The following is a 21,147-nucleotide window of genomic DNA, read 5'->3' on the forward strand; positions in this document are numbered from 1 at the left end:
CGACTCCGTTTTACTCTGCTTGGCACAAGCACGAAGGAATAAATAATGGGAAAATCCCTGTTGCTGTTTTGTCTGCTGATTTGCTTGAGCCCCTTTGGGTTTTCCAAGGTGGGCGATCTGCCGCTGCAGCTTGATGATGGGACACAGTCGGAAACGCCCAAGGTGGTGCTCTTGCTGGAAGACGGCAGCCCATTTTGGCAGCGGGTGGAACGCTTTACCCGGATGGCGGCGCAGGATCTCAAGCTGGATCTGCAGGTTCGCTTTTGCGATGCCAAGGGGCGGAACCAACTGTCTATCGGGCGCGAAGCGCTGGAGCAGGGGGCATCCGGGCTGATCTTTTCCCCTTTCGGTGAGCAGAGTAAAGAGTTGTTGGCATTGGCAGACAGTTATGGTGTGCCGACAGTTACCATCAAATCCTCCTTTCCCGAGTCGACACACAAGCCCCATGTAATGCACCGCAACTGGATTGGCAGTGTCACGGCCAACAGCAAGGTGCTGGGCAGCATGCTGGCCCGGCAACTGCTGGAGCAAGCCGATCCTGAGAAACCCGAATTGCAACTGCTGGTGATAGCCGGGCCTGAGTCCGACCCCGAGGTGCAACAGCAACTGGCGGGGATCCGCGCTTATCTGGATATCCTGCCGCAGCCGGTGAAGCTAACGGTGAAATACACCCAATGGCGCGCCAGAGATGCCGAGCGAGCCTTGAAGCAAGCGTTGGAGCAGCAGGGCCTGGACGCGGTATTGGCCATGAATGCGGTGATGGCATTGGCAGTTGCCAAACAAGCCGAGGAAGAGGGGCTGCTGCTGGGTACCAGTAATTGGGATACCGATATTGCCGAGGCGATGCGCGGAGGAAAAATCCACGCAGGCATTGGCGGGGTGGAGTTTCAAGGTGCCTTTGCCCTGGTGATGCTGGCGGATCACCTGCGCGGCGTGGATCTGTCCGGGCAGGCGTTCAATCAGTATCTCAACCTGATCGCCATTAATGGCGAAAACCTCAATCGTTACTGGCAATTGTTTGATGTCAGCAACTTCAATCCCTACTTTTCCCAGATCTCCATGGCCGCTAACCCCAGGATCATGTCGTTGGATTTTCGACTGGAAAACCTGATCCCGGATCTGGATGTGCACGAATTTATTGCCCGTTTGAGCCCGGAAGAGCTGCAGTTTTTGCAGCAGCATCAGGTGGTGGATGTCGGGGTTGCACCGGATGCGGCGCCGGTGGACTTTCTCAGCCTGGAGGGCGTACATCAGGGCATGATGGCCGACTTTCTCTACGAGATAGATCGCTTCCTGCCGCTGGTGTTCAATGTCCGCAATGAGCTCAGTTGGGACAAGAATATCCGGGCGCTGAAGGATACCGAGGTGGACATGCTGAGTCTGGCTTCGCCTTCCAGCGAGCGCCAGGAGCATATGTTGTTTACCCGGCCGCTGGCCGAGTTCCCCGGAGTGCTGCTTACCCGTCACGATGCCAAGAAGATCAACGGCCTTAAAGATCTGCAGCAGCAAACTCTGGGCGTACTCAAGGATGATGTCACCGAAGAGGTGATGCGGCGGGACTATCCGCAGATGACATTGCGGCGTTTTCGCTCCATCGAAGCCATGATGCGGGCGGCGGAAAAAGGCCAGGTCGCTGCCGTATTTACCAATCTGCCCACGGCCAATCACTATCTGGGCACTCACCTCAACAGCCCACTCTGGCTCGCCAGCGATACCGAGTATAAGTTCCAGGTGGCGATGGCGGTGCGCAAAGACTGGCCTGAGCTGGCGTCTATTCTCGACAAGGCCCTGGCGCAGATCCCAACCTATAAGTCACAGGAGATCCAGAACCGCTGGATCAACGTCAAGTACGACTTCGGCATACATCACAGTAAGGTGCTCAAGTGGAGCCTGGTGGCCGCGGCGCTGACCATCACCTTGCTGTTGCTGTTTTGGCGCTGGAACCGGCGTCTCAACCGCGAGGTGCAGCAGAGGCTGAGAGTAGAAACCGAGTTGAAGGCCAGTATGCAGAGGTTTCAGGCGTTGTTTGACTCGGCGGTGGATGCCTGTGTGCTGGCCGACAGTCAGGGAACTATCCTCGACTGCAACCAGGCGATGCTGGCACTGCTGGGGCGTGAGGAAAAATCCCCCTTACTGGGGCAAAAGCCGGACTGGTACTACTACCCGGCGCCGGGGAATCGTCAACAGGTGGACCAAAGGCTGAAGCAGGTCTTGAGCCAAGGTAAAGTGTGCTTCGATGGCGACTTGCTCGGGGTTCATGGGCGCAGGGTTCCGGTTGAAGGTACCTTGGTGCGGGTGATGCTGCAGCAACGCTCGCTGATCCTCTGCTCCTACCACGACCTGACCCAGAAGCGGCAGATGCAGCAGTCACTGGCGCGGGAGCGGGACATTCTCAAGAAGGTGCTGGGCAACAGTCCGGTCGGTGTGTGGATTGCCGTTGACGGTGTGCTCAGGTATGTCAACGAGCCCATGACCCGGATGACGGGAATGCGCCTGGGGCAACCGCTACAGCCCTGGTTCCCCGAGCCGGAGGCCTACACTGAAGCTGTGCAGCGGCTGGAAGGGGAAAACGATGTCGTGACCATAGAGACCCGTATTTTCTCCGACGAGGGCGGCTTTCGGGATGTGCAGCTGAGTCTCTATCGCACCGAGCTGGACGGCCAGGCCGCCAGCCTCTGCTGGGTGGTGGATATCACTCAAAACAAGCAGGTGCAGACTCAAATGGCCCATGCCAAAGAGTTGGCCGAAGCGGCCACCCGGGCCAAGTCCGAGTTTCTGGCCAATATGTCCCATGAGATCCGCACGCCGATGAATGCCATTCTGGGCATGTCCTGGCTGGTGTTGCAGACAGAGCTTGACGGTCGTCAGCGTAACTATCTCGACAAGGTGCATCAGGCGGCGTCGTCGCTTTTGGGGATCCTCAACGACATTCTCGATTTCTCCAAGATAGAGGCCGACAAGCTGAAACTGGAACAGCGGCAGTTGGATCTGTTTGAACTTGTGGGGCAACTGGTGGGGGGTGATGGGCTTCAAGGCCGATGAGCAGCAGCTGGCACTGCGAATGGAGCTGCCGCTGGATATGCCACGCCTGTATCTGGGGGACCCGCTCAGGCTCAATCAGATCTTTACCAATCTGCTGGGCAATGCCCTCAAGTTTACTCCCCAAGGCGGCGAAATCTGCCTGCGGGGCCGTTTACTGCATCGCCAGGGGGACAAGGTGCGGCTGCAGTTTTGTGTTCAGGACACCGGCATAGGTATTCCTGAGGACAAGTTGGCAACCCTGTTCGACTCTTTCGAGCAGGTGGATGCCTCCACCTCCCGCAAGTATGGTGGTACCGGGCTGGGGCTGGCTATCTGCAAGCGCTTGAGCGAGATGATGCATGGCCGCATCTGGTGTCAGAGCCGCGAAGGTGAGGGCAGCCGCTTCTATCTGGAGTTGGAGCTCACCTGCCGGGACGAGTACCACTATCTGGCCGATTACGCGCCACTCAGAGGTCATGAGGTGACTCTGGTCAGCAGTGATGACGGCGAGTACCGACACTGGCATTGGCTGTGTCGCCAGCTCGGCATCAGGCTGCAGCGTTTCCATAGTTTGCAACAGCTTGGCGAATGGTTGGGCGGCCTCGAAGCAGACAGCGAAGCCAAGCTCAAAGGCTTGCCGCTGCTGCTGGATATGAGCCGCGAATGCCCGGACGCCCTGGCGGCGCTGCCATTGCCAAGCCATGCCGGAGTCTGGCTGCTGGGGAACCTGAGTCAGGATGAACAGTTAAGCCGCATCGGCGGCGAGCAGAGATTGCTGCGTCCCTACACTCCCTGTGGTCAGTTGACGGCGCTGCGATCTTTGCTGGATCTGTCCGGCGAAACGCCCTGTTACTCCGACGAGCCGCGAACACATGTGAACATAAGGCAACAACTCAAGGGCGCCCGTATCCTGCTGGTGGAAGATAACCCGCTCAATCAGGAGTTGGCGCTGGCGCTATTGAGTCAGGTGGGGATGCAGGTCAAGCTGGCCCAGCATGGGCAGCAGGCGCTGGAGCTACTGCAGCAGCAAGACTTCGATGCCGTGCTGATGGATTGTCAGATGCCTGTGATGGATGGCTATCAGGCGACCCGGGCTATTCGTGCCAATCCGGCGCTGAAGGGGGTGCCTGTGCTGGCTATGACGGCCAACGCCATGGTGGGGGACAGAGAAAAGGCGCTGGCGGCGGGCATGGTGGAGCATATCACCAAGCCGATTCAGGCCGAGGTGCTCTATGGGGCGCTGGCGCGTTGGGTCAAAGCCAGGCAAGAAACTCCGGCAGCGGAATCGCCTGCTGAATCCATGCCTGCGAGTGGCTTACCCGAGTTTCCCGGGCTGGACAAGGTCGCTGGGCTCAGATGCTGCAACGGCAATGAGGCACTTTACCTGCGCTTACTGCAACTTTTTTGCGACACTGGTAAGGGGGTGGCAACTGAATTGGCAGAGGCGATGCAGCGCCAGGACTGGCCGCATCTGCAGCTTCTGAGTCACAGTATCAAGGGCTCGGCCGCCAATATCGGCGCTATTGAGCTGGCCGAGTGCGCCGGTGCCCTGGAGTTGGCACTGAATAGCCGGATAGCCACAGCACTCGGCTCGCAGTTTGGTCAGCAACAGGAGCAGGATAATCCAACCGACTTGCCGCAGATACAGACTCGGCTGGACAGTCTATTGCAAGCGCTGGAGGCACTGGTTCTCGCCCTGGAGGCCTTGCCCCAGCCGTCATCACTGCCGTCATCGCAACCGTCATCGCAGCCGTCATTAAAGCCTCAGACGTTTGAGACACTGCCTCCAATAGGCAGTTCCAGCTCAAGTGCGTCTGCGACCACATTTGCTGCCCAGTTCGATGCCCTGCATCAGAGCCTGGATGAATACAACACAGAAGCTTTGGAGCAGGTCGATGCCCTGTTTCAGCATTCGGCACTGCAGCCCTGGCGCGAGTCGCTTGAGCGGCTGCAGCGGGCGGTGCGGGCCTTTGATTTCGAGCGCGCCGCCACTGAACTAGCCAGGCTTCGGCAGTTGGCCGGGGTTTGATGGTGCTGTCTCCCTATCAAGCGGCAGCTTGGGTAAAGCCTGTCTGGTAAAAGCCTGCTGCACTAAAACCGGCTGCACTAAAACCGAGCGTCTCAAAACCCTGTGGCGCAGCTAGTGCGGTAGCGCCATAGGGTAGCTGAACAGCAGCAGATGGCAGAAGTTGAGGCAGAAGTGGCACAGCGCCGCCAGCCACAAACGGCCGCTCAGCTGGAACACCAAACCATAGAGGACACCGGCGAGGGCGGCGAACAGCACCAGAGTCCAACCCCCGGCCAGGTGCGCCAGCCCGAATAGCACGCTGGCTAGCGTTATCCCAAGCAGGGCGCCGCCGCGCTTGACCAGATACTGCTGCAATGCGCCGCGAAACAGCACCTCCTCGGCGACGCAGGTCAGCAGCAGATTATTGAGCGCAAACAGCCACCACCAGCCCGGCAGCTTGGGATCCCAATTGATGGCGCCGCTTAAACTGGCCAGCCCCAGCAGCGCGGGCGTGGCGGCAAACAGCAAGGCCAGCAGGATTATTTTTCGCCTTGGCAAAGATGTCGGCGTACCCGCAACCAGCGGCCAGGCCAGCAGCAACAGGAACAGGCTCAGCGGCTTATCCAGGTTGAGATACATGCTGAAAGGCGCACTGCCGCTGCTGGCTTGCACTTTATCCAGCAGCTTGAGGTTGTCAAAGCCTGGCAGCAGATGCACTGTGAGTGCCACGGCGCTCAGCAGTATCAAGCCCTGGGCGCCATAAACGGCAAGCTGCTTGAGCCGTATGTGGCCCTGCTCGCTTGCTTCATTATTCGCCGCCGCACTCTTGGCTGAATTTGCCTGTCGGCAAAACCGCTGGCGCCATTGTGGCAACTTGAATGCCAGCGCCAGCAATAGGCTCACAAGTATCAGAGTCGGCGCCGCAATGCGGCCCAAAAACAGCGCCAGTAGCAGGCTGGTGGCGAGCAGCAAGAGTGCGATGGGAAAACGGCGCAGCAGCGCAAAAGGCACCGCCAGCATCAGTGCTAGCCAGATAAGCAAGTCGACAGAAGGCACAAAGGGCATGGGGAAGGCTCCGAAAAAGCGGCGATTAAAGCTGTATAGAGGATACCGGGCAAGCGCCGCTAACAGAGATCGGACTTGTTCAGCCTTTGCCGAGCAATTGATTAACCCAAGTCTGATAGTCGCCCTGATAGGTGGCTATCTCCATGGTGCTGTAGGGCGCCAGTAAGATGCCAGGAAACTGCCAGCCACGTTCCTGCATCTGTTTCAGAGGTGGCAACATGTCTTCTTTGATGGCATCAAAAGCGATGCGATAGCTGGCGAAATCTCCTTGGCTGAAGCGGGTTATCAGGCGGTCGAACAGTGCCTTCTCCTCCGGCTCAGCGTCTGCCGGATTGGAATGGAAAAAGCCCTGCCCATACCAGTAGAGCAGCAAGGCTGTGCCGGCATCACAGAGAGGGTGATTGAGTATGGCGGCCGGGCTTGCAAGGCCGTTGTCCCAATTGAGATTGGCGGCCACATAATGCAGCTCTTCCATGCTCTGCAGCTCGGCTATGGTCATTAGGCTATCGGCAGTCTTGGCAAATTCACCGGCAATAGCCGCCAGTGCGGCGCCGATTTCAGGGTCTGCCAATTGTGCCTTTAACTGCTTGGCATCGCAGATGGCGCCGCTCTCGGCGCATTCAAAGGCCCTGAAAAACTGCTCTTGGGTCAGACGTTTGGCCATCCTTGTCTCCTGTCCTTTATCATCCCTCGTTGGGGCAGGGGGATTTGATTTTTTGCGGTTCGCTGATGTTGCTGGCCAGATAATAGCTGGCAATGCCCATGAGTATGTTGGTTACCGGCAGTGCCAGCATCAGGCCTTTTACCCCGCCGAGGAAGGCGCCCAGCGCTGCCAGCGGCAGCATCAGCAGGAACAGGCGACACAGATTCAGTACCAGCGAGGCCATGGGTCTGTGATAGGCGTTGAGCGAGGTGGCCACTATGATCACCACGCCCAGCGGGCCATAGGCGGCGGGCAACACCAGAACATAGAAACTGAGCCATTCCAGCACCTGAGGGTCGGTACTGAACAGGGCGGCAATTTGCGGCGCCAGCAGCGCCAGCGGGATATACAGCAGGGTCTGGAACAGGAGCACAAACTTCAGCGCCAGCAACAGTGCCTCACGGGCGCGCTCCTTCTGTCCGGCCCCCAGGTTCTGGGCGATAAAGGGCACCAGGCTGGAAGATAGCCCCATCACCACAATCAGCAGCAAGGACTCCAGCCGGGTTCCGGCACCGAAGGCGGCCACGGCGGCGTGATCTATCCGCGCCAGCATCCCCATCATCGCGGCGTTGGCCAGGGGGTTGATCATATTCATCAGCGCCGCCGGTTGGGCGATATGGGCCAGCTGTTTCCAGTTATCGACAAAGCGGCTGAAACACCAGCCCGCGGCCACCAACATATGGCGTTTGACCACCAACAGGTAACTGGACAGCGACAGCGCCACCAACCAGGAGATCAGGGTCGCCACGGCGGCACCTTGAATTTCCAGCCTGGGGAAGGGGCCGATACCAAAGATAAGCAGCGGGTCGAGGATCAGGTTAATCAGTGCCGCCAGTGACAAAATTGCCGCCGGTGAGCGGGTATCGCCGGTGGCTCTCAGGCCCTGATTGCCCACCATCAACACCACCAATAGCGGCGCCCCCAGATACCAGAGATTCATATACTCATGCACCAAGGGCAGTATGTCGTCTTTGGCGCCAAGCAGGGAAAACAGCGGGTCGATACACAAGCTGCCCAGCAAGGATAGCCCGGCAGTCAAAATAAAGGTCAGCAGCAGGGCGTCGTGCAGAAACACCTTGGCCTTGGGGGCGTGCCCGGCGCCTATCAGGCGGCCAAGATTGGTGGACACCCCGGCGCCTATGCCTATGGCAATACTGGACACCACCAGGGTCACAGGAAAGGTGAAGCTGATCGCCGCCAGCGCCTCTGTGCCCAGCTTACTGATGAAGTAGGTGTCTACCAGGTTGAAGCCCAGCACGGTGAGTATTCCTAACATGTTGGGAACACTCATATTAAGCAGTACACGACCTATCGGCTGACTGAGCAGCCCGTGTCTGTCTCTCATGGCCCGTATCTGCCTCTTGTGAAATGGATGAAGTCAATCGTGCGGAAGCGCGATTCTAACAGGATTGCCCCGGCTTTAAAAAACGAGGGTCAAAAATTTTCAAAAAATTTTGACCTGTCCCCTTGGAAGTGCCAAATCCGGCCCCATATAAGCCAACATCAAGCGGCTAAAGCCTGTTGGCCTGGCCGTCTTTTACATAAACCATGAACCGCCTCATATTGGGCAAAAATCATTAGGAGAATCCATAGATGAATATTCGTCCATTACATGACCGCGTGATCGTCAAACGCCTGGAAGTTGAAAGCACTTCGGCCGGTGGCATCGTACTGACCGGCAGCGCAGCCGAAAAGTCTACCCGTGGTGAAGTACTGGCTGTTGGCAATGGCCGCATCCTCGAAAACGGTGACATTAAGCCATTGGACGTGAAGGTAGGTGACGTAGTGATCTTCAACGAAGGTTACGGTGTCAAGAAAGAGAAGATTGACGGTGAAGAAGTCCTGATCCTGTCAGAAGCTGACCTGATGGCCGTAGTGGAATAAGCCACTCGAACCATTGAAAACCTTCCAAAGTAATCGAAAAATTTAAGGATAATCAACATGGCAGCTAAAGAAGTAAAATTTGGCAATGACGCTCGCGTAAAAATGCTGGCGGGTGTGAATGTTCTGGCTAACGCAGTAAAAGTGACTCTGGGCCCTAAAGGCCGCAACGTCGTTCTGGAAAAGAGCTTCGGTGCACCACTGATCACCAAAGACGGTGTTTCAGTCGCCAAAGAGATTGAACTGGAAGACAAGTTTGAAAACATGGGCGCGCAAATGGTTAAGGAAGTTGCTTCCAAGGCCAACGACGCTGCCGGTGACGGTACCACTACCGCCACAGTACTGGCCCAGGCTATCGTGACCGAAGGTCTGAAAGCCGTTGCCGCCGGTATGAACCCAATGGATCTGAAGCGCGGTATCGACAAGGCTGTAATCGCCGCCGTTGCCGAGCTGAAAGCCCTGTCTCAGGATTGCTCCGACTCCAAGTCTATCGCTCAGGTAGGTACCATCTCTGCCAACTCTGATGAGTCTATCGGTGAAATCATCGCCACCGCGATGGAAAAAGTGGGCAAAGAAGGCGTGATCACAGTTGAAGAAGGTCAGGCGCTGGAAAACGAACTGGACGTAGTTGAAGGTATGCAGTTCGACCGCGGTTATCTGTCTCCTTACTTCATCAACAAGGCTGAAACCGGCTCTGTTGAACTGGACAACCCATTCATCCTGCTGGTTGACAAGAAGATCTCCAACATCCGTGAGCTGCTGCCTATCCTCGAAGGCCTGGCCAAGACTGGCAAGCCACTGCTGATCGTTGCCGAAGACGTTGAAGGCGAAGCCCTGGCGACTCTGGTGGTCAACAACATGCGCGGTATCGTTAAAGTGGCTGCCGTTAAGGCGCCTGGTTTCGGTGACCGTCGTAAGGCCATGCTGCAGGATATCGCTATCCTGACTGGTGGTACTGTTATCGCCGAAGAAATCGGTCTGGAGCTGGAAAAAGCCACTCTGGAAGACCTGGGTACCGCCAAGCGCGTGGTTATCACCAAAGACAACACCACCATCATCGATGGCAGCGGTGAAGAGTCTCAAATTCAAGCCCGTGTTGCCCAGATCAAGCAGCAGGTTGAAGAATCGACTTCAGATTACGACAAAGAAAAACTGCAAGAGCGTATGGCCAAGCTGGCCGGAGGTGTTGCGGTAATCAAAGTCGGTGCCGCTACCGAAGTGGAAATGAAAGAGAAGAAAGCCCGCGTTGAAGATGCGCTGCACGCTACCCGCGCCGCCGTTGAAGAAGGTGTGGTTCCTGGGGGCGGTGTTGCCCTGGTTCGCGTTGCCTCCAAGATTGGTGAGCTGGACGTGAGCAACGAAGATCAGAAGCACGGTGTGGTTATCGCCCTGCGCGCCATGGAAGCCCCACTGCGCCAGATCGCTACCAACGCAGGTGAAGAAGCCTCTGTTGTCGCCAACAACGTCAAGAACGGCAGCGGTAACTATGGTTACAACGCCGGTAACGACACTTACGGCGACATGCTGGAAATGGGTATCCTGGATCCAACCAAAGTTACCCGTTCTGCGCTGCAGTTCGCGGCCTCTGTAGCCGGTCTGATGATCACCACCGAAGCCATGGTAGCCGAGCTGCCAAAGGAAGAGGCTGCGCCTGATATGGGCGGTATGGGTGGTATGGGCGGAATGGGCGGCATGATGTAAATTTTACTGGCCTAAATCTGTGATAGCTGCGTTGCTTCACCACTCGTTTAGTTCACTAAACGTCGCGGTAAAGCGCCTTGCTCTAACAAGATTTATACCACGTAAAATACTCTGCTGGTCTTAAGCCTAACAGCCTGAACCAAAAGAATAAAAGCCCCGATACTTAACAGTATTGGGGCTTTTGCTTATTCCGAGAAAGGAAAAGGCCCGTGCCTCGAACGCGAGCCTTTTCCATTTCAGAGGTTTCTGCCGAGGGCGGGAGAGTGGTTTGAAATGGCTTCCGGCTGATTGTGTAACTCATTGCCTGCCGCAGGCCTTATGCATATGCACCTCAGTGACACGCTGTGAATACGTCCTTGTAAGCTCGGCGCCAACATCCATGTTGGCGACGGTCACTGATGCGCATATGCTGGGTCATTTGGTGCAATCTGCGGGTGAAGTGCTTTGGCTGTCCTAACTCTTTGCTAACTCTTTTTGTGGGTGTCCTGACTTCTATGACTTCTATCTAATGAATTCAAAATTATATTGAACATTTATTAATTATGGGTGTATGTTATTTTATATTTTAACCTTGTAGTATAAGCGATTAGCTATCTTCCCTGCTCTTCCCTGCTCTTTCCTGTATTTTATGCTCATCCCATATGGATACATCTAAGAAATTCTGAGTAACTGGGTATCCGCTGCTTTTTAAATGAGAAATTTTAATTTCAGGAGCCTTGTCGCTTAAAATAGAACCATTAGTGTTTTGGTCGGTAAGAATTAAATTTCCAATACATCCAACAGAGTCTTGTGAAGCCCCATATTTTATCTTTGATTCAGGTGTTAGGTGTTCGATGGTTAGATTGTCATGGTCAATATCTAAACCACCGTGATTATCACCTAGTATTTTACACAACGCATACTTGATAATTGTTTTGTTTCTTGTTTTGTTTGAAAGATAATTTAATTCCATAAACTTTACTGAAAATTCATCATATGATGGTAACTTCTCCCTTAACTTTTCATAAAAACTGCTTAGTATCCTCTGAACATCATCATTGTTTGATGCTTTAGTTAGCAAGATGGAATGTTGTGAGTATATTGATGCGATGCCGCCACTAGACCTCTGCTGAGTTATTGCATTAAACACGAAGTGGAAATATTCTATTTTTTCTAGAGTGGACTTAAGTTGTTTAAGGGTTAGAAGCTTATTTTCATAAGAGTTTAACAGTGCTAAGACAAAAGACGACTGTTGCTTTACCTTGAAAACATTAAGATATTTTAAGCTTGTTTTCACTGAAGTGCTTTCTTTTGACCAATTAAAGCTATCAGGATTTATCATTTTACAATACAACTTAGAATAAGTCGTAAGGTCATTTAGTAACTTTCTAGCATTTGAAGAGTCGTCACGTATATACTTTTTTATATTGCTGAATAGTCTTTTGTCTGTGCTATATTCTTTTGTTGAAATCCAGAAATGCAGTAAAAATGACTCCATCATATTACTTTCAGATATATCATCGAATTTTTTTATAATTGAGTTCCAAGCTTCTTTTGGACTATCTAGAATATGATTTGTTGATTTTATTGTTTTTAGTAAAAGATTCTTTACTAAGTCAGATGTTTTTAAATCTTGACCTCTTGCATTGAGTGTCTCGAAGATTAAATACGCATCCTCCTCATTATCCAGTTGGATAAAAACTAGCTTTAGTGAGAGAAATTTATCCCTTAACTGTTTAAGTTTAGCTATTGGTGTATCTGACTCAAATATCTCCAACTGGCCTGCTTGGTTTAGTGGAGTCTGCTCCTCTAGTTTTTTATATATTAGTTCGTAAGCGTACTTTAAATTTGACTCCTCAACACCAACATCACATTCGATATGTATATCACCAACATTATCCTTAAATGTTTGTATGTGGTTTTGTAAATATGGAAAAGATGTTTCGGTATTTAACACGAATTCATTTTCAAAGTCATTGTTAGGGGTTTCGATATACTTATGTATACCCTTGGCAAAGTTTATTTCCCCTAGAATGATGAAAGCATCTCTAATTACAGAGAGAATAATTGTAATTGTTGTCAGTCTTTGTTGGCCATCTACAATCCCAAAGTATGGTTTTTTAGTTTGATATACAACCATTGAGCCAATGAAGTAGCTGTTAGTTTTATCACCAATTATATCGTTCCAGAAATTTTCTACTTCTTCTCTACCCCACGAATACGGCCTCTGGAATCTTGGTATTTCAAAATACCCTGAGGATAAAACTTCCTGTATTTCTTTATCACTAGCTTCAATCTTCATTTTATACACCCGCTGGTTTTTATTCTATGTAGTCAAAACAGAGTGAGGACACCCACAATTCTCATTTCGCTTAATGTTTGAAAATAGGTGCTAACTTGTTTGCTATCTTGTGAGCGACTATATATCCGCCAATAACCATCCCGATAGTGTAGAAGCCTTCCTCACTGATACTAATTGGACCAATGTTGTTATAACTACTATGATCTTTATCCCAAACCATTAGCTTTGAACTTCTTGTAAACAGCCAAGTAAAAACTGCAAAGTAAATATACCAATACTTTTTAATTAAGTTTGTGAGAAAATACATTAGTCGCAAGGTTAGTAAAGTGATGATTTTAAATATATAACTGATTAGTTTAGGGATGTTGTTTAATTCAAACTCCCCGATTGCCTTACCTATATCTTTTACTTTCATTAGTACTTTACCTGACGTTATTAGGTGAATATGGTGCAAAGAGCGAGGCCTCCATCACCTTCGCATTATCTATCTACCATTTCTTTTTGCGCGTTTTATGTCTCTAACCAAAACCATTGTTTTATTTGGTTTTCGTATTTCGAATAGATCAATTGCTGCAAATAGGTCTACAAGCTTTTTAAAACCGTAGTTTCTTTGGTCGAAAGAACTGTGGTTTGAAATATGTGAGCCGATTGCGCCAAGTCGTGACCAACTATCATCTTCTTCGGTTGCCTCAATTGCTTGTCGTAATAGGTGAATTAGCTTCGTGTCACTTTTGAGGCTGCATTTGGGGGATGAGTTCGCTTTTGTTGTATTCGCAGTTTTAATCTCTTTCTCTGTGGCTTGTTCAGCGACTTTCTCTATAGACACTTCTACTTCGGTTTCGACTTCGGGTTCTGCATCTAGGTAGAGGAAGCGGGAGCAGCTGTTAACGAATGCGTTGGGGGCTTTACGCTCACCAAAGCCGAATACGGTTTTACCATCTGAGAGCACTCTGGTGACCAAAGGGGTGAAGTCGCAGTCAGAGGAGATGAGACAAATGATATCTATGTCCTTGGTATAGAGTATGTCCATTGCATCTATGACCAGTGCAATGTCGGTAGCGTTCTTGCCTTTGGTTAGGTCGAACTGCTGAATCGGTTGAATGGCGTATTCGTGCAGAATATCTTCCCATTGCTTCAGCCCCGGGCTTTTCCAGTTACCATAGGCTTTGCGTATGCTTACCACACCATGTTTGGCCAGTTCTGCCAAAATGACATCGAACTTTCGGGCAGGAGCATTATCGGCATCAATAAATACGGCGATTTTTTCTCTTTCTTTCATATTTTTAGTACTTGGTTTTATTGAGTGTTAGTTAACTTTGGCTCTTGATTGCTGAGAAATAAAAACCGCATACCGAACCTATAATCGCCCCTGAAAATGCAAGTATTTCAGAGAAGTATTTGTTCTCAAATAGAGCCGATACGCCGATGATAATCAATAGAGTGAAAACTAAATAAATTGCCAATAGAGGGGCTATTCGCTTGTTTATTCTTTCTGTTAAAGGTTCTGCTTTTCCTATGCCACCGCATGAACCACAAAGCAGTCCATGTTGATTTCGTCTGCGCCAGAATGGTAGTTCATTCTTCTTGGCACAGACTTCACACGAGGTGTTATCTTTTCCACTACTGCAGGTTCCTGTACCAGAGCAGTGCTTGCAGTCGTATAGGTTGACTTTGACGTCTTGCATCTAGATTCATTCCTTTGAAAATACAGCGCTAAGATTGATTTTTTGGTTAGGGTTCAGCTATTCCGAGGTCGGGAGCGAGCCCATTGCGCCGAGATACTACTGAGGAGGGTAGAATAAGCTTGGAAACTGGCGTCTACTGAAATGCGCCGCTATTACCCGTAATTTTGACGCTACCGCCCCTGATTTTGGCTATCAGACAGCAGTTTCTGTCATGTTGAATATTCTTTTAAAACAACGTTTAAGCTAACAATTTGTTGCCGATGAAACCTTAGCTTAGGTCACAAGTTGCACAGCGGTTAAAGTGGTTTTTGTCAGGGGGGTAAGATGAGGTGAGGTATTGAAAGCTTATCCTTGCCCTTTGCCTGCTCCGGGTGAGAGCGGCTGCCATCCCTGATTGTTGTTCTCACTTTAGCTGACGCTTAAGTATTGCTTTTCGTTGATTTTTTGTTAAAAGCCTAGCCAATCCTACAATATTGCTGCGGTGAAAAACAAGCTTTACCGCATGGGGTTTTGTTGTGCTGTTTGGCTTAAGTGATTCGCTTGAGTTGCCTGCCTGAGTTAACCGCTTCAGTAAATGACTTTGCTGGTCTGTTAACTGGCAAAAAGTGTCTGGCGGGGAACGGCGATGATTTTTAGGGAAAAGTGAACGGTTTTAACTGGTTTTTGAGGATGTTGCAGCAGTTGCTGCCGGGTTGAGATGTTAGTATCGCTTGCTTGAATCTGTTCTGTTGCTGCGGCGGTTTTTTGTGGCTGTTGTTGTATAGGGCTTTGGAAGTCGTAGAGAAAGTTATCGGGATTGTGTAGTGAAAGGAAAAGTCGTTTCGTATGTCTCATCTAAAAAATTTGGCTTTATCAATGGGGATGATGGTGAAAGCTATTTTTTGCATGTTTCGGCCCTGGTGAACAGGAGTGATGAGGCTAAGCTGGTTAAGGAAGGTGCGAATAAGTCCTCGTGGCACTCTGGCTTGCACAGCAATTGGCGTTCAAGGCATCTGACTGAAGGCATGCCGGGGCCTGTCTAAGTCGGATAACGCAGAAAGCCGGTTGCTGTGAAAGCCCCGAAGGGCGTGGCTTACAGACCTGTCTGCTGTGTTGTGCTTCTTGCAAAGGACTAGGCCATTTGCTGCGAACCACGCCTTGCATCCAAGCCCGTAAGCCGACGCAGAGCACACATGGGACTTGTTCGCACCTTCCCTAAGAATGTGCTGGTCGAGTTTGACCCTACGCCAACTCCCAAAGGATTGTCTGCCAAGCAGGTCCGTATTCCTGAGGTCTATATAAGAGAGCGACTGCTGAATTTCTTCACCTCCAAGGGTAGCAACCCCAAGCATGGTGATGCCGCGTTGCGCTTGCCTATTTCGACCCGTTTTTTCAAAGATCCGGCCAAGGGGCGCCAATATATAGAGCAACTGGCTAAGCAGTGTGGCTGTAATGCCGTGCTCGGGCTCGAGTTTGAAAAGAAGACCTTCTCCGAAGGCAACTATCGCTTTACCGGCCATGCTTTCAAGGGCGAGTTGGCCCTGGTCACTGAAAAGCAGCCCTGTGACACCAAAGAGATGGCCCTTGCTGCCGAGCGGCAGTTGCAGCAAAGAATTCAGGCGGCTGAGCAGGACTTTGGGCCGATACAAGAGGCTGAGCTTAAGGCCAGGCAGAGCCAGCTTTCCGGTTGCCTCGGCAGCGCCGTTGCCGTGCTTGCTGTGGTGGCAATCCTGCCCGCGGCCATTATCGCCGGTATCGCCGATCTGTTCCCACAGTAGCTAACAAGGCTATTTCAGCGCCTTAAAAGTGTAACAAGCTACACTTTTAAGGCGTTTTCGGCTTGAATGGATGAAAAAGTGTATTTAAGTACACTTTTTTATTGTGTCGAGTCTCCAAGGGTATAAAAGTGTATGTTGATACACTTTTATATTGAGTCAGCCCTAAAACACGGCTAAAGTGTAGCAAAGTACACTTTGAGTCTATCTTATGGTCTCGCCATTAACTCCACATTCATTGGGCGCTTTAATTAAGGCCCGTAGAAAAGAAGCTGCACTCACTCTGGATGTGGCGGCAATGCTTTGTGGTGTCACCAAGAAAACCTTCATCCGGGTCGAGAAGGGTGAAGATGTCTACATCTCTACTGTCTTCAAGATACTCGATGGCTTGGGGATCCATCTGCTGGCGCAGCCCAAGCCTGATGTTGATTCGACCGGGTGGTACTAGATATGAGTGGAGCAGCAAACCTTGTCTTGGATATGCATCTTGGTGATCGAATCATAGGTGAGTTGTCATTCGACCCCGCCACCGAGAGTTTTGCCGTCAGTTACAGCCAAGATTGGCAGCAAAACGGCTTTCCCATATCACCCATGATCCCTTTGGATGGCACAGGAAGCAGCACACAGATCGCCATGTTTCTCGGCAACCTGTTGCCTGAAAACAGGGGCTTGGATTACCTCATCGAATCTCTCGGTGTATCCAGGGGCAATACCTTTGCCCTTATCCGAGCCATTGGCTTGGATACTGCCGGTGCCGTTGCCTTTTCTCCCAAGGGGACTGAACTGCCACAGACGGCATTTCGAGAAATCAGTGATGATGAAATCATTTTGCGCCTGGAAGAGCCTGAACTCTGGCCAATGGAGGTGTGGGATGGCAAGCCCAGGCTGTCGGTAGCCGGGGTACAGTCGAAACTGAATCTGTTCTACAACGGTAAGCAATTTGGTTTCGGTGAAGGCGCCTTATCATCGACCAATATCCTGAAGTTCGAAAAGCAGCGACATTTAGTCATCAACGAGTTTCTCACTATGCGTTTGGCGAAGGCGATAGCCATGAATGTCGCGAATGTTGAGATCCGCCATTTTGGCCGGCACAAATCATTGTGTGTCGAACGCTTTGATCGTCGTTATTTGCCCGCTGAACAGCGGGTGCTGAGAAGGCATATTATCGATAGCTGCCAAGCCCTTGGCTTTAGTGTGAATAAGAAATACGAACGAAATTTTGGTAATGGCCGTGATGTCAGAGATATTCGCGAAGGCGTGAGCCTGCCCAGGCTGTTTGCTCTTGCGGAGCAATGCGCTAATCCGGCGGCGGCCAAACAGGATATGCTGCAGTGGACGCTGTTTAATCTACTGAGTGGCAACGCCGATGCTCATGGTAAAAACTACTCCTTCTTCATGACACCGACAGGTATGGTGCCTACGCCTTGGTATGACTTGGTTTGCGTGGCCTTGTATGAAGAATTTGAGCAAGAGCTGGCGATGGCGATTGATGATGAATTCGACCCAGACAAGATCTACGCCTATCAATTGGCCGCGTTCAGCGAGGATATAGGGTTACCCAGAGCCTTGGTGAGCAATAGCCTAACCAGAATGGCGACCAGAATAAGCCAAGAAATAGACGGTGTTATCGCAATGCTCAATGGATTGGATAACGATGAGCAGGCGTTTGTGGCGAGCTACAAAGCACAGTTATTGGCAAGGTGTGAGCGCTATTTGGATATTGCCCCCCAAATCAATGAGATGGAACTTTAGAAATAGCTTCTAAATGGTTTCATCGAAACTGTTTGGCTGATGACGGTAGGGATACAAAACATGGATCAAGAGCTTGGCCCGATTTTGTTTATTGTGGTGCTGCTGGCGCTGACCCTGGGAGTTATGTGGCTGGTTGAGACGCGGCGTAAGCCGACCCTGATGCAGGGCTGGTTGGATAAGCAGGGCAGCGAGCGCTTGTTTACCTACTGGGATGCGCCCAGTGCGGCAATTTATGCAGAAGGCGAACCACGGCACTATCGGCGTTTGCTTGAGGCTTGGCAAGGGTTGACGCCACTTGAGGCCTGGTTTCAACATAACCTCAGCCGTATCGGGGGTAACGCCTGTGGGATCCACTGTGGGCAGTGCCAAGCGTTGGTGTCTTAGGGCCTGGTAGAAACAGCAGGACCCGGCGGCGGCCTATTATCTGGGGATGATGCAGCTGATGGGGCTGGGAGGCAAACCCGAATACCGCTCGGCGCTTGAGCTGTTGACCGCGGCGGAGCAGGGCGGCATTGCCAATGCCATTACCGCCCGCGGGCTGATGTTGCTGCGAGAACCCGCCAATGGCGAAGATTGGCCGATTGACCTTCCCGAGCAGCAGCGCTTTGCCGAGGCTGTCGCCTGCTTTCGGCAGGGGCTTGAACATGGGGATAAGCTGGCGGCCTTGAATCTGGGCTACTGTTTGGAGCATGGCATAGGCATAGCGGCCGATACCGAGGCCGCCATCGACAGTTATCTGATGGCGGCAAGACAAGGTGAGCCCGCTGCCCAGTATCGTTTGTCCATGCTGTATGCTGCCAGAGGCGATTTGGCTGAGGCCTATGTCTGGGCCCGTGTTGCCAGCCAGTGCTCCGAATCTGATATTGCCGTGGCGCGCAGCCGCAATATTGAGGCCATGCTGGAGCCGAGCCAGCGCCATTCGGCCCGTCAGAAGGCGGCGCTGTTTACCCTTGAAATCGTGGCGCCGCGAATGCAGGCATTGGCCAAGAATATGAATTTGCTCAAGGTGGCGTAACTGATAGACCCAGCTGAGCGGACTCAGCTGAGTGAGCCGCAGTGACAGATAGGAAGCAGGCCCGAGCGCCAATCCCGGCTCCCGGCCTGTTCCTTTACCTAAGCTTTAGTCGAGCGGAATAAACTTTTCGCCTTTAAAGCTTTTTCGCGGATTGCCCCGCTGCAGTTCCCAGTGTTGTTGCCAACGCTGTTGCTCTTCCCGGTTCATCTGCTCTTGCTTCAGCGCCTCCAGCTTTTGAAACAGCAGGGCCGTTGCCAGGCGTTTGTTGGCATGTTGGCTGCGCTCGGTTTCAACCCGCACCGACAGGCCGCTGGCGATATGGGTCGCGCGGATGGCCGAGTCTGTGGTGTTCACGTGCTGCCCTCCGGCGCCCGAGGCGCGGCAGGCCTGAAAGTGGATTTGCTTATCCAGAGCCTTGTCATTGACCTCAAACATCTGGCCGCTGAAGAACCAGTTTTTGCGTTTGTGCCCGGGCCTAAAGCGGCTTTGGCAGCTCCAGAGCATGGCTCCCTGCCAAGCCAGCGCCAAGTGCTTGGCCCTGGCTTCATCATTGGCACTGAGTTGCAGCAAGGCCGACTTGAAACAGGCGACGCCGGTTTTAGCGTTAGCCTGAGTCACCTCCAACAACTCGCAGCCTATGCCTTGCGTCTGACACTCCCGCTCTATGGTTTGCACCGCCAGGGCCACGGCGCGGCAGCATTCAATCGGGCCGGTTCCAGCCGACAGTTGCAGCAGTATCATCAGCAGCACTCCCCGTTGGTTTTGAAGGTCAGCACAGGGCGCAGCCTGGCAACAACCTCAATCAAACCGGCATCGACCATATCGCCAACCACAGTCGCACATTTTTTGTAGGCCTGGGGCGCTTCGTCATACAGCAGTGTCTTGTTACCGCAGATCACCCGGCTTCCCAGGGCGGTGAGGTAGAGATCTTCACGGCTGAACTTGTGCGCCAGACGGCCCTGACACTCGCCGCGCTGCCATTTCCTCCCGGCACCATGAGCCAGGGAAAACAGGCTGATATCGGCGGCGTTGCCCGCAGCGGCGCAGGGTTTCACCAGATAGCTGTAGTCGCCGCGGGATCCCGGGATCACCACATAACCCTTATCGCTCGGGGTGGCGCCTTTTCGATGCAGCCAGCCTTGGGTTCCGTTTATGCACTTGGGGGATACCAGATTGTGGTTCACATCCAACACCAAGCTGCCAGAGCTGTTGATTGCTTCCAGGAAGCGACAGGCTATCAGCTCGCGGTTTAATTCGGCCCAGCGTACCGCCTCATCGTGTTTGGCCAGATAGTCGCTGAACTCGCTATCTTCCGGACTCAGGCCTTGGTGGCTGTGGCGGCGGATATGTTCCTGCAAAATGGCCTGCCCCAGGCCTCTGGAGCCGGAATGCACCAGCAGTTGCAGATAGCGGTTGTCCAGCCCCAGCTCTTGCAGCGCCGCCAGGTCATAGACAGTTTCTATCGCCTGAAACTCGGCAAAATGGTTACCGGCACCTATGGTGCCCAGCGCCTGGTCAAAGCCTGTGATGGCTATGCTTTTTTCCCGCTTGCGCTCGGCAATTGTTTGCGCCCAGGTTTCATCCAGAGGCTGTTCTATCTGTTTGAACTTGTTCGCCATCTTATCCAGCTTGACCTTGGATAGCTTCAGCGAGCTCTGCCACAGTGACATGCCGCAGCCAATGTCGTTGCCGACCAAGGCAGGATAGATTCTGTTGATGGCAAAAAACGCCGCACCAATGGGATAGCCTCTGCCGGGGTGCAGATCCGGCATTCCCGCCACGTGCTGCATACAGGCCAATTCAGAGGTTTTAATCAGTTGTTGTATTGCCAGCCCTTCTACCCAGGTTTCTTTGGATGCAATCAGGCTGACGCTTTCAGTAAGTTTTTGGACGGATCTGCCCATAGACCAATTCCTTTAAACAGGATTTAAACGATAAACGTATTGGCAGGCCAGTTGACCGAAGCGATAGCTTTACCAGAAAGCTATGAAATCAGTGGATAGCTTTCTGCTATTTAGCGGACAAGACCTGCAAAGGAGGTTGATGTGTTTTGCATGATGTTTTCTCCTCTACAGTGAATGAATGGTGAGCGATGCGGGCGCATGGTAATCAGTTTGCCACCATAAGGCAAATATAAATTCAATCACTTAGCTTTCACTTAGCTTTATTTGCCGCCGAGTACCCATGGCAAGTGCGCCAGGTTGGGATTGCGGCCGGGGCAGCCGACCGCAGAAATTGGCTAATGTTTCAGGCCATGATTTAAAGTCATGATTTAAAGTCA

At 52.1% G+C, this 21,147-nt stretch carries 19 protein-coding genes and 1 pseudogene; 10 read left to right on the forward strand and 10 right to left on the reverse strand.

The window, feature by feature from the left end; all coding sequences use genetic code 11:
* The first annotated feature begins 45 nt into the window (after positions 1-45).
* Both ACMHXI_RS04145 and ACMHXI_RS04150 read left to right on the forward strand, forming a co-directional pair.
* Positions 46-3,042: a histidine kinase dimerization/phospho-acceptor domain-containing protein gene (locus tag ACMHXI_RS04145; RefSeq protein WP_413734080.1), complete on the forward strand. Its 2,997-nt coding sequence runs from the start codon at positions 46-48 to the stop codon at positions 3,040-3,042.
* Entirely contained in the window at positions 2,993-5,050 is a 2,058-nt protein-coding gene (locus ACMHXI_RS04150; protein WP_413734082.1) for an ATP-binding protein, read from the forward strand. Before ACMHXI_RS04145 ends, ACMHXI_RS04150 begins: the two co-directional genes overlap by 50 nt.
* Before the next feature lie 111 nt (positions 5,051-5,161).
* Here ACMHXI_RS04150 and ACMHXI_RS04155 read toward each other — a convergent pair whose 3' ends face one another.
* The 3 genes from ACMHXI_RS04155 to ACMHXI_RS04165 all read right to left on the reverse strand — a co-directional run bounded on the left by ACMHXI_RS04155 (position 5,162) and on the right by ACMHXI_RS04165 (position 8,142).
* Positions 5,162-6,094, reverse strand: coding sequence for a CPBP family intramembrane glutamic endopeptidase (locus tag ACMHXI_RS04155; RefSeq protein WP_413734084.1), 933 nt, complete (start codon positions 6,092-6,094; stop codon positions 5,162-5,164).
* A gap of 79 nt (positions 6,095-6,173) precedes the next feature.
* On the reverse strand, positions 6,174-6,758 hold the full coding sequence (locus ACMHXI_RS04160; RefSeq protein ID WP_413734086.1) for a DUF4274 domain-containing protein: 585 nt from the start codon (positions 6,756-6,758) through the stop codon (positions 6,174-6,176).
* 19 nt (positions 6,759-6,777) lie between these two features.
* The gene (locus ACMHXI_RS04165; protein ID WP_129979973.1) at positions 6,778-8,142 is read right to left on the reverse strand and encodes an MATE family efflux transporter; all 1,365 of its coding nucleotides are present in this window, start codon (positions 8,140-8,142) and stop codon (positions 6,778-6,780) included.
* Positions 8,143-8,390: 248 nt separating this feature from the next.
* Here ACMHXI_RS04165 and ACMHXI_RS04170 point away from each other — a divergent pair, with 248 nt between their 5' ends.
* Entirely contained in the window at positions 8,391-8,681 is a 291-nt protein-coding gene (locus ACMHXI_RS04170) for a co-chaperone GroES (RefSeq protein WP_025010152.1), read from the forward strand.
* Between the two features lie 57 nt (positions 8,682-8,738).
* Positions 8,739-10,379, forward strand: coding sequence for a chaperonin GroEL (gene groL, locus ACMHXI_RS04175; protein WP_028780602.1), 1,641 nt, complete (start codon positions 8,739-8,741; stop codon positions 10,377-10,379).
* A gap of 586 nt (positions 10,380-10,965) precedes the next feature.
* On the opposite strand, the gene ACMHXI_RS04180 is transcribed toward groL, so the two are convergent.
* From ACMHXI_RS04180 to ACMHXI_RS04200, 5 genes are all read right to left on the reverse strand, one after another.
* Positions 10,966-12,660, reverse strand: coding sequence for a DUF262 domain-containing protein (locus tag ACMHXI_RS04180; RefSeq protein WP_413734088.1), 1,695 nt, complete (start codon positions 12,658-12,660; stop codon positions 10,966-10,968).
* Between the two features lie 70 nt (positions 12,661-12,730).
* The gene (locus ACMHXI_RS04185; RefSeq protein WP_144128539.1) at positions 12,731-13,075 is read right to left on the reverse strand and encodes a hypothetical protein; all 345 of its coding nucleotides are present in this window, start codon (positions 13,073-13,075) and stop codon (positions 12,731-12,733) included.
* A gap of 69 nt (positions 13,076-13,144) precedes the next feature.
* Complete coding sequence (locus ACMHXI_RS04190) at positions 13,145-13,939, reverse strand: NYN domain-containing protein (protein WP_144128538.1); 795 nt, start codon at positions 13,937-13,939, stop codon at positions 13,145-13,147.
* 31 nt (positions 13,940-13,970) lie between these two features.
* Positions 13,971-14,345, reverse strand: coding sequence for a molecular chaperone DnaJ (locus ACMHXI_RS04195; RefSeq protein ID WP_107110451.1), 375 nt, complete (start codon positions 14,343-14,345; stop codon positions 13,971-13,973).
* Positions 14,346-14,936: 591 nt separating this feature from the next.
* Positions 14,937-15,179 carry a hypothetical protein gene (locus tag ACMHXI_RS04200; RefSeq protein ID WP_208166509.1) on the reverse strand — a complete coding sequence of 81 codons (243 nt, stop codon included), beginning with the start codon at positions 15,177-15,179 and terminating at the stop codon, positions 14,937-14,939.
* Positions 15,180-15,517: 338 nt separating this feature from the next.
* Between ACMHXI_RS04200 and ACMHXI_RS04205 the strand changes: the two genes are divergently transcribed.
* From ACMHXI_RS04205 to ACMHXI_RS04230, 6 genes and pseudogenes are all read left to right on the forward strand, one after another.
* Positions 15,518-16,102, forward strand: a complete 585-nt coding sequence (locus tag ACMHXI_RS04205) for a cold shock domain-containing protein (protein ID WP_413734091.1) — start codon at positions 15,518-15,520, stop codon at positions 16,100-16,102.
* 208 nt (positions 16,103-16,310) lie between these two features.
* Complete coding sequence (locus ACMHXI_RS04210) at positions 16,311-16,547, forward strand: helix-turn-helix domain-containing protein (RefSeq protein ID WP_071238726.1); 237 nt, start codon at positions 16,311-16,313, stop codon at positions 16,545-16,547.
* Between the two features lie 2 nt (positions 16,548-16,549).
* Positions 16,550-17,851, forward strand: a complete 1,302-nt coding sequence (locus ACMHXI_RS04215) for a HipA domain-containing protein (RefSeq protein ID WP_413734093.1) — start codon at positions 16,550-16,552, stop codon at positions 17,849-17,851.
* A 60-nt stretch (positions 17,852-17,911) separates the two neighbouring features.
* Entirely contained in the window at positions 17,912-18,235 is a 324-nt protein-coding gene (locus ACMHXI_RS04220; protein ID WP_107110454.1) for a hypothetical protein, read from the forward strand.
* A gap of 34 nt (positions 18,236-18,269) precedes the next feature.
* A pseudogene (locus tag ACMHXI_RS04225) lies at positions 18,270-18,338 on the forward strand (hypothetical protein); the annotation flags it as partial.
* Positions 18,339-18,866, forward strand: a complete 528-nt coding sequence (locus ACMHXI_RS04230) for a hypothetical protein (protein ID WP_342188313.1) — start codon at positions 18,339-18,341, stop codon at positions 18,864-18,866.
* A gap of 105 nt (positions 18,867-18,971) precedes the next feature.
* Here ACMHXI_RS04230 and prfH read toward each other — a convergent pair whose 3' ends face one another.
* Both prfH and ACMHXI_RS04240 read right to left on the reverse strand, forming a co-directional pair.
* Positions 18,972-19,607 (reverse strand): peptide chain release factor H, encoded by a 636-nt coding sequence (gene prfH / locus ACMHXI_RS04235; RefSeq protein ID WP_107110489.1) that lies wholly within the window; start codon positions 19,605-19,607, stop codon positions 18,972-18,974.
* On the reverse strand, positions 19,607-20,770 hold the full coding sequence (locus ACMHXI_RS04240; protein ID WP_413734096.1) for an RNA ligase RtcB family protein: 1,164 nt from the start codon (positions 20,768-20,770) through the stop codon (positions 19,607-19,609). The genes prfH and ACMHXI_RS04240 overlap by 1 nt, the downstream gene beginning before the upstream one ends.
* Positions 20,771-21,147: the final 377 nt, after the last annotated feature.

The organism is Shewanella sp. BJSY2023SW005, assembly GCF_047314585.1.
GTDB lineage: Bacteria > Pseudomonadota > Gammaproteobacteria > Enterobacterales > Shewanellaceae > Shewanella > Shewanella algae.

Coding starts and splice junctions, on each gene's coding strand:
- ACMHXI_RS04145 (WP_413734080.1), top strand. CDS start 46: ATGGGAAAATCCCTGTTGCTGTTTTGTCTGCTGATTTGCTTGAGCCCC.
- ACMHXI_RS04155 (WP_413734084.1), bottom strand. CDS start 6,094: ATGCCCTTTGTGCCTTCTGTCGACTTGCTTATCTGGCTAGCACTGATG.
- ACMHXI_RS04160 (WP_413734086.1), bottom strand. CDS start 6,758: ATGGCCAAACGTCTGACCCAAGAGCAGTTTTTCAGGGCCTTTGAATGC.
- ACMHXI_RS04165 (WP_129979973.1), bottom strand. CDS start 8,142: ATGAGAGACAGACACGGGCTGCTCAGTCAGCCGATAGGTCGTGTACTG.
- ACMHXI_RS04170 (WP_025010152.1), top strand. CDS start 8,391: ATGAATATTCGTCCATTACATGACCGCGTGATCGTCAAACGCCTGGAA.
- groL (WP_028780602.1), top strand. CDS start 8,739: ATGGCAGCTAAAGAAGTAAAATTTGGCAATGACGCTCGCGTAAAAATG.
- ACMHXI_RS04180 (WP_413734088.1), bottom strand. CDS start 12,660: ATGAAGATTGAAGCTAGTGATAAAGAAATACAGGAAGTTTTATCCTCA.
- ACMHXI_RS04185 (WP_144128539.1), bottom strand. CDS start 13,075: ATGAAAGTAAAAGATATAGGTAAGGCAATCGGGGAGTTTGAATTAAAC.
- ACMHXI_RS04190 (WP_144128538.1), bottom strand. CDS start 13,939: ATGAAAGAAAGAGAAAAAATCGCCGTATTTATTGATGCCGATAATGCT.
- ACMHXI_RS04195 (WP_107110451.1), bottom strand. CDS start 14,345: ATGCAAGACGTCAAAGTCAACCTATACGACTGCAAGCACTGCTCTGGT.
- ACMHXI_RS04200 (WP_208166509.1), bottom strand. CDS start 15,179: ATGAGACATACGAAACGACTTTTCCTTTCACTACACAATCCCGATAAC.
- ACMHXI_RS04205 (WP_413734091.1), top strand. CDS start 15,518: ATGGGACTTGTTCGCACCTTCCCTAAGAATGTGCTGGTCGAGTTTGAC.
- ACMHXI_RS04210 (WP_071238726.1), top strand. CDS start 16,311: ATGGTCTCGCCATTAACTCCACATTCATTGGGCGCTTTAATTAAGGCC.
- ACMHXI_RS04215 (WP_413734093.1), top strand. CDS start 16,550: ATGAGTGGAGCAGCAAACCTTGTCTTGGATATGCATCTTGGTGATCGA.
- ACMHXI_RS04220 (WP_107110454.1), top strand. CDS start 17,912: ATGGATCAAGAGCTTGGCCCGATTTTGTTTATTGTGGTGCTGCTGGCG.
- prfH (WP_107110489.1), bottom strand. CDS start 19,607: ATGATACTGCTGCAACTGTCGGCTGGAACCGGCCCGATTGAATGCTGC.
- ACMHXI_RS04240 (WP_413734096.1), bottom strand. CDS start 20,770: ATGGGCAGATCCGTCCAAAAACTTACTGAAAGCGTCAGCCTGATTGCA.